Source organism: Gilliamella sp. BG3, assembly GCF_046635605.1.
Taxonomy (GTDB): Bacteria; Pseudomonadota; Gammaproteobacteria; order Enterobacterales; family Orbaceae; genus Gilliamella; species Gilliamella bombi.
Genome location: NZ_JBIDFE010000010.1, coordinates 29,094 through 42,109, shown reverse-complemented (window position 1 = coordinate 42,109; position 13,016 = coordinate 29,094). Strand labels below are relative to the sequence as shown.

The 13,016-nt window shown below is 35.5% G+C and carries 14 protein-coding genes; 4 read left to right on the top strand and 10 right to left on the bottom strand.

Annotation, left to right across the window (positions count from 1 at the left end; genetic code table 11):
• Nucleotides 1-31: 31 nt before the first annotated feature.
• Entirely contained in the window at nt 32-361 is a 330-nt protein-coding gene (locus ACGH6S_RS06200; protein ID WP_034911385.1) for a nitrous oxide-stimulated promoter family protein, read from the bottom strand.
• Between the two features lie 70 nt (nt 362-431).
• On the opposite strand from ACGH6S_RS06200, the gene ACGH6S_RS06195 reads away from it, so the two are divergent.
• On the top strand, nt 432-1,262 hold the full coding sequence (locus ACGH6S_RS06195) for a shikimate 5-dehydrogenase (RefSeq protein WP_411578496.1): 831 nt from the start codon (nt 432-434) through the stop codon (nt 1,260-1,262).
• A gap of 61 nt (nt 1,263-1,323) precedes the next feature.
• Here the strand turns inward: ACGH6S_RS06195 and ycaO are convergent, their stop codons facing one another.
• On the bottom strand, nt 1,324-3,090 hold the full coding sequence (gene ycaO, locus ACGH6S_RS06190) for a 30S ribosomal protein S12 methylthiotransferase accessory factor YcaO (protein WP_411578497.1): 1,767 nt from the start codon (nt 3,088-3,090) through the stop codon (nt 1,324-1,326).
• A 118-nt stretch (nt 3,091-3,208) separates the two neighbouring features.
• On the opposite strand from ycaO, the gene ACGH6S_RS06185 reads away from it, so the two are divergent.
• Nucleotides 3,209-3,565 carry a DUF4282 domain-containing protein gene (locus ACGH6S_RS06185; protein ID WP_194240423.1) on the top strand — a complete coding sequence of 119 codons (357 nt, stop codon included), beginning with the start codon at nt 3,209-3,211 and terminating at the stop codon, nt 3,563-3,565.
• Nucleotides 3,566-3,668: 103 nt separating this feature from the next.
• On the opposite strand, the gene tsaD is transcribed toward ACGH6S_RS06185, so the two are convergent.
• Genes tsaD through coaE form a run of 4 tightly spaced genes read right to left on the bottom strand, consistent with a single transcriptional unit; the run spans nt 3,669 to nt 6,287 of the window.
• Nucleotides 3,669-4,694 carry a tRNA (adenosine(37)-N6)-threonylcarbamoyltransferase complex transferase subunit TsaD gene (gene tsaD / locus ACGH6S_RS06180; protein ID WP_065591012.1) on the bottom strand — a complete coding sequence of 342 codons (1,026 nt, stop codon included), beginning with the start codon at nt 4,692-4,694 and terminating at the stop codon, nt 3,669-3,671.
• On the bottom strand, nt 4,694-4,909 hold the full coding sequence (gene yacG, locus ACGH6S_RS06175; protein WP_174798481.1) for a DNA gyrase inhibitor YacG: 216 nt from the start codon (nt 4,907-4,909) through the stop codon (nt 4,694-4,696). Before yacG ends, tsaD begins: the two co-directional genes overlap by 1 nt.
• A 29-nt stretch (nt 4,910-4,938) precedes the next feature.
• A complete protein-coding gene (zapD, locus tag ACGH6S_RS06170; RefSeq protein ID WP_174798482.1) occupies nt 4,939-5,676 on the bottom strand; it encodes a cell division protein ZapD in 738 nt (245 codons plus the stop codon).
• 5 nt (nt 5,677-5,681) lie between these two features.
• Nucleotides 5,682-6,287: a dephospho-CoA kinase gene (gene coaE / locus ACGH6S_RS06165; protein WP_174798483.1), complete on the bottom strand. Its 606-nt coding sequence runs from the start codon at nt 6,285-6,287 to the stop codon at nt 5,682-5,684.
• 256 nt (nt 6,288-6,543) lie between these two features.
• Between coaE and lexA the strand changes: the two genes are divergently transcribed.
• A complete protein-coding gene (lexA, locus tag ACGH6S_RS06160; RefSeq protein ID WP_065591009.1) occupies nt 6,544-7,170 on the top strand; it encodes a transcriptional repressor LexA in 627 nt (208 codons plus the stop codon).
• 81 nt (nt 7,171-7,251) lie between these two features.
• Nucleotides 7,252-7,626 carry a hypothetical protein gene (locus ACGH6S_RS06155; protein WP_065591008.1) on the top strand — a complete coding sequence of 125 codons (375 nt, stop codon included), beginning with the start codon at nt 7,252-7,254 and terminating at the stop codon, nt 7,624-7,626.
• 127 nt (nt 7,627-7,753) lie between these two features.
• Here ACGH6S_RS06155 and hisM read toward each other — a convergent pair whose 3' ends face one another.
• From hisM to clpB, 4 genes are all read right to left on the bottom strand, one after another.
• Nucleotides 7,754-8,473: a histidine ABC transporter permease HisM gene (gene hisM, locus ACGH6S_RS06150; protein WP_411578498.1), complete on the bottom strand. Its 720-nt coding sequence runs from the start codon at nt 8,471-8,473 to the stop codon at nt 7,754-7,756.
• Nucleotides 8,474-8,479: 6 nt separating this feature from the next.
• On the bottom strand, nt 8,480-9,163 hold the full coding sequence (locus ACGH6S_RS06145; protein WP_065591006.1) for an ABC transporter permease: 684 nt from the start codon (nt 9,161-9,163) through the stop codon (nt 8,480-8,482).
• 3 nt (nt 9,164-9,166) lie between these two features.
• A complete protein-coding gene (locus ACGH6S_RS06140; RefSeq protein WP_085165485.1) occupies nt 9,167-9,955 on the bottom strand; it encodes a lysine/arginine/ornithine ABC transporter substrate-binding protein in 789 nt (262 codons plus the stop codon).
• Between the two features lie 452 nt (nt 9,956-10,407).
• The gene (gene clpB / locus ACGH6S_RS06135) at nt 10,408-12,978 is read right to left on the bottom strand and encodes an ATP-dependent chaperone ClpB (protein WP_296302200.1); all 2,571 of its coding nucleotides are present in this window, start codon (nt 12,976-12,978) and stop codon (nt 10,408-10,410) included.
• Nucleotides 12,979-13,016: the final 38 nt, after the last annotated feature.

Here is a 13,016-nt window from a genome sequence, read left to right as displayed (position 1 = left end):
TGTCATAGTAGACGTTAATAATGGTAATAACTTACCTACTCACCAAGTTTTTATAAAGATGCCTTAATGCCATTGTAGGATAATAAATTAACATTCTTGGACCAGAAAACCGCATTACCTGTTTAATTTTTAATTTATAATCTTTACGATAACAATGTTTAGGGCAACGTTCACATGTCGTTTTTTCTTCACCAAAACGGCACATTGTTAAGCGTTGCATAGCATATTGCAACAGGTCGTTGCATTCCTCACATAACTGATGATGTTGGCTATGATGTTGTTTAAAGCAATATAAATAGATCATTGCTCTTACTGTTGCTTTTTCTTGCTGTATTTTAGGACCGTTATTGTTTGCAACCATAATTACATACACGTTAATTAAGAAAGTGGTAAAATAAAATCATCTAATATGATCACAAGGATTTGTTGTAATGGCAAGAATTATCAATAAAGACACAACTGTTTGCATGTCCCTTTCAGCAAGACCAAGCAATTTTGGTACTCGCTTTCATAACTATTTGTACGAAAAACTCCATCTTAATTACTTATATAAAGCCTTTACTACCAATAATTTGAAAGATGCGATTTATGGCATTAAGGCCTTAGGTATTAGAGGTTGCGCCATTTCAATGCCTTATAAAGAAGCTTGCATTGAGTTTATTGATGAATTAGATGACTCGGTAGAATCTATTCAATCGATAAATACCATTGTTAACACCAACCATCATTTAAAAGCTTATAACACTGATTATATTGCCGTTGCTAAACTCATTGTAGAAAATAAGATTGATAATACAACACCATTTGTATTAAAAGGCAGCGGAGGCATGGCTAATGCGGTGATCGGAGCTTTTTATGATGCGGGATTTAAAAATGGTATTATTGCCGCACGTAACCAACAAAAAGGCGAAGCATTAGCCAAACGATATGGCTATAAATGGGTAAAGGATGAGCAAGAAATATTGCCACATCAAGCCAAATTGATTATCAATGTTACCCCAATTGGTATGCTTGGTGCTATTGAGTCTGAGGCGCTTGCATTTCCCACAACTATGATAAAAAATGCCGATATTGTGTTTGATGTAGTTGCCCTTCCCGTTGATACTCCCATGATAAAATATGCCCAAAAGATAAATAAAATCATTATTTCAGGTGCTGATGTTGCTGTTTTACAAGCGCTTGAACAGTTTGTGTTATATACTGGTGTAACCCCGAGCGATGAGTTAGTAAGGCAAGCAGGAGAATTTGCAAGGCAAGGTTAAATAAAGTTATTCATTCCACCGTGTTCACCGGTGGAATTTAAATAAAATTTAAGTTAATAATTTATAACATTGTCTGATGCAATTTATTATATACAGCTAATAATTTTTGGTGCATATCAAACTGTTCTAGATTGTTATTGGTCTGTTTCTCGATTTTCGTATAATTAGCTAAACCAAAAAATGTTTTGTCACCATTAGCATATTGCCACATATCATCAACACAGGTTTTACCATACATTTTATTAAATGCGGCTTGATAGTTATTAAACTGTTTTTTGTCTCGTTGTAAAATAAAATTAACTAATGTCTGTAAACAACGATAAGCATGATTGCGCGATGGCGTGAATATAGACTCGTTCATTTCAATCGTCCAATCAATCCACTGTTGTGCTTGTATTAAGTCTTTGCCTGCCAATGCCAGCATTGCTTTTAACTCGCCAACGCGAAGAGTTAACCAAGCATTATCGTTACCTGTTGCTATGCCTAGCAGTTCGCGAATTCGAGCATAATCATCAAGCCCTTCATCATCAAGCTGTTCAATAATTGCTAGGTACTGTTTAGCTGTACGTTTTTGGTAAGGTAATGACAAAATAAGCTCTCGTAATCCAATAGCCATATTGCTATTGGCAATTATAAGATCTTCAGGAGGATAAATTTCAGACATACCAACGGCCAGAATTCGGCAAGCATATACACCAAGGTGTTCGTAGTCCATAATTAACACTTCAGTATTATGGCGGGTAAAAATATCCATCAAATTAGCAAATTCTTGCTCAGTTGAACCGGAAAAGTCCCAATCGACAAATTCGTAATCTGCTTGCTCATTAAATAGATCCCATGAAATCAAACCGCTTGAATCAATAAAATGCGTTTCTAAATTGCTAAGGTCGGCAATATCATCATTATCAAAACTTGGAGGTGAAAACACATCAAGATCTTTTAAACTGCGTCCTTGTAGTAATTCTGTTACTGTTCTTTCAAGCGCAACGCCAAAATTTGGATGCGCACCAAATGAGGCGTAACACGTTCCATTTTGTGGATTAAATAACACTACACAAATAACCGGAAACTCTCCACCCAATGAGGCATCAAAACAGTAAAGCGGAAAGCCTTCGCTTTCAAGCGCATCAATTGCAGCTAAAACGGTGGGGTAACGGTTAATCACTTCAGTTGGGATAATTGGTAAGCTAATGCCTTCGGCTATAATCTTATTTTTAGTATAACGCTCAAAAATTTCAGATAACCCTTGTACTCGAGCCTCATTACGAGTATTACCGGCTGACATTCCATTAGAGGCATATAAATTAGCAATTAAATTAACTGGCACATAAATAGTTTTTTTGTCAGACTGCTGTTCAAATGGTAAAGCGCAGATACCTCGATCACCATTACTTGATTGTAAATCAATTAAATCTGTTGCACTCAATTCATGATCAGGATCATAAAACTTAAGTAGTTCTTTGGATAATAGTCCTTTAGGTAGTGAATTATCTTCAGGAATAGTGAACCATTTTTCACTTGGATAATGCACAAAATCGGCATTCGCTATTTGCTTTCCTAAGTAAAAATCTGAAAAAAAGTAATTGGTTGATAACCGTTCAAAATACTCTCCTAAAGCCGATGCTAATGCCGCCTTTTTGCTTGCGCCTTTACCATTAGCAAAGCACAATGGACATTTAGTATTTTGAATATGCACTGACCACACATTAGGTACCGGATTTAGCCAAGAAGTTTCTTTTACTTCTAAATCATATTTTGCTAATTGCTGCTGAAAATAGTTGATCGAATCTTCAAGAGCAGCATCTTTACCGGGGATATAAGTTTTCATAAGTTAATCTCAAAATAATTTTATGTTATAATTGTTGCGCTTTTCAAAAATTATCACTTTATACGCAAATATAAAAAAATAGAAGTAATAAAATCAATCCAACTAAAAAGGAAATAAAATGAACAAAAAAATAGACTTTAAAGGCTTTACCATTAAAGACTTATTCTTTTTTGATAAAATGTTAACACCTTCTTTTATCACAATCGTGTATTGGATCGCATTATTACTTATTGGAATTAGTGCGTTCTCTATGATATTAGGTAGTTTTGCTGCATTTACTTATAGCTTTACTATGGGTTTAGTTGCTTTTTTCACTGGCATTGTTACCTTAGTTGTGGGCTTTATTTCAACTCGCATTGGTTTTGAATTAATTTGTGTACTATTTAATATTAATCAAAATATTCAAAAATTAGCTAATGAAAAGACCAATTCAGAAAAACAAGAAGAATGTTCTGATACAGATCCTATTAATTAATATTGTTTATTTAACTATATAGCTTAAAAATGTGGGAACAAATTCCCGCATTTTTATTTTTCATGTAATTTTAATTTACATGTTGTCAAATCAAAATAATCAGTTAACCAACATTAAGATCGCTAAGAGGCCATCTTGGTTTAACACTAATAACTAAATCTGAATACTGCCTCTCTTTTAAATGAATCATACCAGCATAAGCAATCATGGCACCATTATCGGTACAAAATTCGAGCCTTGGATAAAAAACTTTTCCTTTTCGTTGGTGCATCAACTCAGTCAATTTAGTACGCAGTGTTTTGTTAGCACTTACCCCACCAGCAACTACTAAATTTTTAAATCTAGTTTGTTCAAGTGCTCGTCTTACTTTAATCACCAATGTATCAACCAAAGCATCCTCAAATGCTCTAGCAATATCTGCTTTAGTTTGTGGATCAATAATATTATTATCACTATGCTGATGAATCATATTAGCTGCTGCTGTTTTAAGGCCTGAAAAACTAAAATCAAGCCCAGGACGATCAGTCATTGGCCTAGGAAAATGGAATCGCGCTCCACTACTCTGTTCAGCCAATTTTGATAATTTTGCGCCACCGGGATAATCTAAACCAAGCAATTTGGCTGTTTTATCAAAAGCTTCTCCTGCAGCATCATCAATTGACTCTCCAATAAGTTCATATTTACCAATACCAGTCACACTAATAAGCTGTGTATGTCCCCCCGAAACTAATAATGCAACAAAGGGAAATTCAGGTGGATTATCTTCAAGCATCGGCGCAAGTAAATGGCCTTCCATGTGATGAACTGCAACAGCTGGTACGTTCCAAGCATAAGCAAGCGATCGTCCAATCGATGCGCCTACCATCAACGCTCCAATCAATCCCGGACCAGCAGTATAGGCAACCCCATCAATATCGTGTGCGGTTAAATTAGCTTGTTTTAAAGCTGCTTGAATTAATGGCACGGTTTTACGAATATGATCGCGCGATGCCAGTTCTGGCACCACACCACCATAATCAGCATGTAATTTAATTTGAGAATAAAGCTGATTTGCAATTAAACCATTAACATCATCATAAATGGCTATACCAGTTTCATCACATGAAGTTTCAATACCAAGGATCTTCATTAATGTCTACCTATAAAATCAGCAAGGTCTTGTTCACTCCAAATATCTTGTTCTGTCATATCTTTATCAGCAATGCGATGTTCTTCAGTTGCCCAATCACCTAAATCGATAAGCTGGCAACGCTTACTGCAAAATGGACGATAAAGACTAGTTTGACTCCATTCAACTTCTTTTTGACAAGTTGGGCACTTAACAAATGTAGTATTTTTATTCATTTCAACTCTTTTTTAATAACAGTATTCAATCAACAACAGGCTAATTCAAATTCAATTTCATCAGTATTGACGTTATCGTAATTCTCAAGTGCTAAAAAGCGAATACTATAACGCGACAAATGACCAGATACTTGAGGATATACATTTTTATCTAAAGAAATTCGAATACGAATCAAATTAACATCACCATTTGTCTCTTGAAAAAAATTATTGGTATAAACAAACGGTCTAAATTCCCCTAACCGTCGAATTAATTGCATATAACATGTTAGAGATTTATCAAGTATTGATAAGTGTTGTAACCAATTTTTTATTTGATTATAACGCCTTTCTTGTGAAATTCTGAGCCATAAATGAAACGAAGGCAAGTCAAAACTACAACATCCCCCCGGAATCATTAAACGTTGACGAATGGCTGTAATAAATCGATCATCTTTTAATGGTTGTCCTAAACGTCCAATTGTATTAAATTGGACGATAAAATCATCAAATTGCTGAATCAGGTCATTGAGTAAATCATGATCCACGCCTTCGACATTTAACCACAAAATTAACTTTTGTTTTTGCGATTCAAGCTCTTTAACCAAATCACTTTTAATATCATTACGCTCAATAATCTCTAACAACTCAGACAATGCATGAAAAAAAATCAACGCACTATTGTCATTAAAATGACAATGTACATTTAATTGATTTAATAAAAATTCAACTCTAAGCCAAGTACGCATTTTTTCATTTAATGGATGTTCAAAAATAATATTATTCATCTATTCTAAATCTTACTTTTAAAGCTATTTAAATATTGTTGATGCAGTAAATTAACTTGTGTTGTTAGCGACAACAAATTACCGTCATTAACTATAATATCATCAGCATAAGATAAACGTTTCTTTAAAGATACTTGTGACTGTATCATCTTTTTAGCTAATGATTCACTAATATTATCCCTTTTTACTAATCGTTCCAATTGTAGTGAAAATGAGGTATCAATTATCAGCACACGATCAGCCCAAGTATGCAAATTGTTTTCAATCAATAACGGCACAACCCAAATTAGATAGATTTTACTTTGCATAGCAATTTGTGTTTGAGTTTCTTGTTGAATGATGGGGTGCAACAAATCATTAAGCCAGAGCCGTTCATGCTCATTATTAAAAATAATTTCGCGGAGTTGACTACGATCAAGTTCTCCATTAGCGAGTAAAATTTCTTGGCTGAAATGCTTAACAATTTGGTTAAACGCATAACTACCAGGTTGCACAACTTGCCTCGCAATAATATCTGCATCAATAATAGGCACGCCTAATTTGGCAAACAAATCAGCAATAGTGCTTTTACCGCTGGCAATACCACCACTGAGCGCAACAACATAAGGCATAAAGCAAATTCCAATCCAACAAAAAATTGCTTTATTATAACATATATATAAGTTGATTAAATAATACTAATAAGGAGAAAGATTCAGTTGTTAATTAACTATTGCATTTCCAGAATAATTCACAAAATTAGCGCATAATAACAACAATCCCCCCAAAATTTACCACCAATTGAAAAATAAATTAAATAAAACAGTTGTTTTATATTATTAGCTGTATATAATTACATGTATCTGTATATAAAAACAGGAATATGTAATGAGACCGTTAACTGAGCGCCAACAACAGATTTATGATTTAATAAAAGATAACATTCAAAATACTGGTATGCCACCTACACGTGCTGAAATTGCCCAGAAATTGGGGTTTCGATCTGCCAACGCCGCCGAAGAACATCTGAAAGCCTTAGCTAAAAAAGGCGCAATTGAAATGATCGCCGGCTCATCACGCGGAATTCGCCTTTTACTTGAAACACCTATTGAGCCAAACGAACAGGATGGTTTACCCCTTATTGGACAAGTCGCGGCTGGTTCGCCAATATTAGCGCAAGAGCATATTGAAAGCCATTACCAAGTTGATCCTTCACTATTTAAACCTCGCGCAGACTTTTTATTAAGAGTGCAAGGTATGTCAATGAAAGATATTGGTATATTTGACGGTGACTTGTTGGCTGTACATAAAACCCAAGACGTTAAAAATGGACAAGTTGTTGTAGCTCGTATTGATGATGAAGTTACAGTTAAACGCTTGTCGCGTAAAGGCAAGCATGTACATCTTCTTGCCGAAAATGCCGAGTTTTCGCCAATCAAAGTTGATTTAGAACAGCAAAATTTTGCTATTGAAGGATTAGCGGTTGGTATTATTCGTAACGGATCTTGGATGTAAGCAAACTCATAGACGCAAGTATATAGAAGTATAGCCAAAGTTAGTATAAAATAGCACTTAACTAACGTGTGGGAGATTACTATGTGGCTATTTTGGTTATACGAATTTTTAGGGTTTATTGCAGTTTTATTACTCGTTTTTGGGTACTGCCGTTTTAGAGGGATCGGTTTTTGGCTTTTTATTTGGAAACATCTAAAATGGGTTGCTTTAGCTGTATTAATTACTTGGTTAGGTATTGCATTACTTTGTCGCGTTGATTTATATAATGCAACTCACTGTTATTTTAGAGGCGAAAGTATGCGAGCTAACACAAAATATTCTATCTTTTTAGGCGAATGCCAAGTAGAAACTCCTAGCGGCAGTTATGTTCCTATTGAACGAGCTAGAGCATTACCTGGCTCAAGTCACCATGATGATGATGCCGACTCTACAAACGATTTTTATCCTATAAATTAACATGTTGTCAAATCGACAAACAACCAAAATCCGGCAAATGTCATTACAATTGTCGGATTTTTATTTTGATAGATCAATAACCTTATAAACGAATTGAGAAAATTATCCGATAGTCTAAATCAATTTATTAACTGATTTGCATATTAGCCTGCTGAAAAGCCAAATAACGTTGCTCTAACTTTTTGAAACTAAAAATCAATGTAAAGCTCACACCAAGATAAATCACTGCTGCAATACCAAAAGCATGAAAAGGTTGATAGGTTTCGGCATAAATATCGCGCGCAATCTTCATCACATCAGGCACAGTAACAGTAAAAGCCAGTGCAGTTGAATGCAACAAAAAAATAACCTCGTTACTATAAGCTGGCAATGCAATACGAAATGCTCTTGGAAAAATGATATAACGATAAATTTGAAAACGATTAAAACCAAGTGCTGTTGCAGCTTGAATTTCGCCATTTGGCACATTCCGCATAGCTCCAGCAAAAACTTCAGTAGTATAGGCGCAGGTATTTAGGGTAAAAGCTAACACCGTACAATTTAAACCACTTTGAAAAAAATCGCCTAACCAAGCATTATTTTTAACCACACTTAAGGTATATATACCAGTGTAAATAATCAATAACTGCACATATAAAGGCGTACCTCGAAAAATATAAGTAAATAGCCAAATAGGTAGTTTAATCAGTTTATTTTGTGCATTTCGCCCTACCGCTAACGCTAGCGACAAAATTCCCCCCATTAAAACCGATAAAATAAAAATCCACAGCGTCATCGCAAGACCAGTGATATTATAACCATCGGTCCATAATAGTGATTGCCAATATTGTTGAATAATTTCTAACATGAGTTCTTATAATTTAGTTTTAGTAATGCCAATAGAATAATGCCGTTCAAGCCACCATAAAATGATATTAGATATTGATGTAAAAAACAGATAAAAAGCCCCAGCAATCAAAGCAAATAACAAAGGTTGGTACACAGCTTCACCTGCATTTTTAGTAGCTTTGACTAAATCCGATAACCCCAATAACGACACTAATGCTGTCGCTTTTAACACCACTAACCAATTATTAGCAATACCTGGTAGGGCAAAGCGCATCATTAAAGGAAACATTACATACCCAAATACTTGCACTTTACTTAAACCAAGCGCTGTTGCTGCCGCTAAGGTGTTTCTAGAAACCGCAAGATAAGCTCCTCTAAAAGTTTCGGTAAAATATGCCCCATAAATAAAGCCTAACGTAATAATACCAGCGATTAAAGGATCAACTTCAATAAAAGGAGCGTTAAAATAATCAGTTATATTATTAACCAAAAACTGCAAGCCAAAAAAGATTAGCATCATCAACACTAAATCGGGTACACCTCGAATTAACGATGTATAAGCCTGACAAAGCACATTACATACTTTTGAATGACTCAGTTTACCTAATGCACAAACAATACCAAGTATCATGGCCAGTAGTAGCGATGTCAATGCTAAAATAATAGTCAACCATGCACCTTGACAAATTAAAGAAATATACCCCTGCATGGTTTATTTTTTATTACCGTACACATTAAAATCAAAATACTTATTGTTGATTTTTTGGTAGGTGCCATCAGCTAAGAGGTCTTTTAAAGCTAGGTTAAAGGCTTCGCGCAACTCATTATCATTTTTACGAAAACCAATTCCTACTCCAACATCAAAGTAGTTCGCATCGGTTAGAGCATCCCCAGCAAAAATAAAACCTTTACCTTGTGGCTGTTTTAAAAAGGCATAACTGCCAGTGACTTCATCTTGCAATGCCGCATCTAAACGACCTGCCACTAGATCAGAAAATACTTGTAACTGATTTTGATAAGGCACTATAACTACACCGTTCGGACGCCACATTTCGTTGGCAAAATGTTCTTGCGATGTACCTTGCTCAACACCAACACGCTTACCTTTCAATGACTCAGCATTAGGCATTAAATTAGTACCCTCTTTAACAATCAAACGTGAATAAGTCATAAAGATTTCGTCAGAAAAAGCAATCTGTTTTTTACGTTTTTCGGTCATCATTAGCGAAGACGAGATAATATCAATCTTTCTTGATAATAACGACGGGATCAAAGCATCGAAGTCGGTCGATTGAAAAGTACATTTAATATTGATCTTTTCACACAATGCTTTCGTGAGTTCAATGTTGAATCCAGTAACTTCACCATTAGCATCAATAAAATCAAAAGGCGCATAGGACGTATCCGAACCAACTTTAATCGATTCAGGTAAGGCAGCATAACTTGCCATTGGCAAGCTTAAACAACCAAAAATAACTAATTTTTTTAATAAATTCTTCATGTTTAATCTTTCCTTTTTTATTTAAGGCAATAATATAACGTGTTCTAAGGTAATTTTATAATAAAAAAAAGTTATTATTGTGGTGTATAAAATTAGAATTACTTAATGGCAAAAACGCTAGACAAAATAGTTAAAGTTGTTACTTTTAACAACTAACAAAAAGCTAGTTTGATTAAGCTTTGGTTGCAAAACCTTGAAAACGGTTTTAAAAAAATTTTGTCAAAAAGTTTCAGGTAACTATATGTTAAAGTATAAAAATGTTAAAGTATAAAATGAGTAGTTTTGTTGGGTTCAGGTTTGTGTTGTTGTTATTTTATTCATCAGACATCCATTTTGCGAAAATAATGTTTGTCTGATTAAATTCTAAGTACTATAAGTACTATAGGTAAACTAAATTGTATCAAGTATAAAAAAAACCGACCATAGAGGTCGGTTTGTCTTTTGAAGTTTTATTACTGTTGGGCTTCAATGTTGCCGCCAACTAAATCTAGATGAATAGTTTTACCTGGGACTAATTTACCTGACAGTATTTGTTGTGCCAATGGGTTTTCGATCTCTTGTTGGATCGATCGTTTTAACGGTCTTGCGCCATAAATTGGGTCAAAGCCAACCTTAGCTAACTGTTCAAGTGCCGCATCCGAAATATCCAATTGGTAACCACGTTCTTCTAAACGTTTTTCAACGTGTGCTAACTGAATTTTTGCAATCGCTTTAATGTTTTCTTGACCTAATGGGTGGAATACCACTGTTTCGTCAATACGATTGATAAATTCTGGTCTAAAGTGTTTGGTTACAACCGTCATCACTAGAGATTTCATTTCGTCATAACTTAGTTCAACTTGACCTTGAATTAGGTCAGAACCTAAGTTTGATGTCATAATTATGACAGTGTTACGAAAATCAACTGTGCGACCTTGACCATCTGTTAAGCGCCCATCATCCAATACTTGCAGTAAGATATTAAAGACATCTGGGTGTGCTTTTTCGACTTCATCAAGTAAAATTACTGAGTATGGTCGTCGTCTAACTGCTTCGGTTAAATACCCCCCTTCTTCATATCCAACATAACCTGGAGGCGCACCAATTAAGCGAGCAACGGAGTGTTTTTCCATAAACTCTGACATATCTATACGCACCATAGCATCTTCGCTGTCAAACATAAAGTTAGCCAATGATTTGCAAAGCTCGGTTTTACCGACACCAGTTGGTCCTAAGAATAGGAATGATCCAATCGGTTTATTTGGATCTGAAAGCCCTGCTCGGCTACGTCGAATCGCATTTGCAACCGCTAATACTGCTTCATTTTGACCTATTACACGTTTATGTAAAGCATCTTCCATGTGCAATAGTTTATCTTTTTCGCTCTCAAGCATTCTAGAAACTGGAATACCTGTCGCTTTAGATAATACTTCTGCAATTTCGTTATCGGTCACTTTGTTACGCAATAACTTCATGGTTTTGCCTTCTAACTGTGTTGCTGAAGCAAGTTTCTTTTCGAGCTCTGGAATTTTGCCATATTGTAATTCTGACATTTTGTTCAAGTCGCCAGCTCGACGAGCTTGCTCTATTTCAGTACGTGCCTTTTCTAGTTCTGCTTTGATGTTTTGAGTCCCCGAAACAGCTGCCTTTTCTGACTTCCACTCTTCTTCAAGTGAAGCATATTCCTTTTCTTTTTCAGAAAGTTCATCATTTAACATTTGTAGTCGCTTTTTACTCGCATCATCAGATTCTTTTTTAAGCGCTTGTTGTTCAAGTTTAAGTTGAATTATGCGCCTTTCAAGTCGATCTAAAGATTCTGGTTTTGAATCCATTTGCATACGAATACTTGATGCGGCTTCGTCAATTAAATCAATCGCTTTGTCAGGTAACATGCGATCAGAAATATAACGATGCGATAATGTAGCCGCAGCTACGATTGCAGGATCGGTTATTTGCACATGGTGATGCAGTTCATAACGTTCTTTTAAACCACGCAAAATAGCGATCGTATCTTCAACTGTTGGTTCGGCAACATAGACTTTTTGGAAACGACGCTCTAACGCAGGATCTTTTTCAATATATTGACGGTATTCATCAAGCGTTGTTGCTCCCACGCAGTGTAATTCACCGCGAGCTAATGCGGGTTTTAACATATTACCAGCATCCATTGCTCCATCGCTTTTTCCTGCGCCAACCATGGTATGGATTTCGTCAATAAATAATATAATGCGACCTTCTTCTTTTGCTAAGTCTTTAAGCACGGCTTTTAGGCGTTCTTCAAATTCCCCTCGATATTTGGCACCAGCAATTAATGCACCCATGTCTAATGATAAAACGCGTTTATTTCGTAATCCTTCAGGGACTTCACGGTTAACAATGCGTTGTGCTAATCCTTCTACAATAGCAGTTTTTCCTACACCTGGTTCCCCAATTAATACTGGATTATTTTTAGTACGACGTTGTAATACCTGAATAGTTCGACGAATTTCTTCATCACGACCAATAACAGGATCAAGTTTACCTTGTTCTGCTCGTTGAGTTAAATCAATGGTGTATTTTTTAAGTGCACCGCGTTGATCTTCTTCATTAGGATCGTTCACGTTATCGCTACCTCTTACTTGATTAACTGCTTGGCTAAATTTATCTTTATTAACACCTGATCTTTTAAGAAGATCGCCTAAACTGCCCTTATCTTCTAAAGCGGCTAATATAAAGAGTTCTGATGAGATATAGCTATCACCGTTCTTTTGGGATAATTTATCGCAAAGATTTAATACTCGAACAAAATCTTGCGATGGAATAACATCTCCACCCACACCTTGAACTTGGGGTAATCGGTCAATAGCTTGAGCTAATTCTTGTTGTAAATTAACAATATTTGCACCTGCTGCAATCAATAAAGGCATTACACTACTCCCTTCTTGATTAAGCATGGCTGATAGGACATGCACAGGCTCTATATATTGATTGTCTTTACCTAATGCCATTGACTGCGCATCAGCTAAAGCTTGTTGAAACTTATTTGTTAGTTTATCTAACCTCATAGTGTTTATCTCCTGAGCAATAAATTTGGATTAAACGC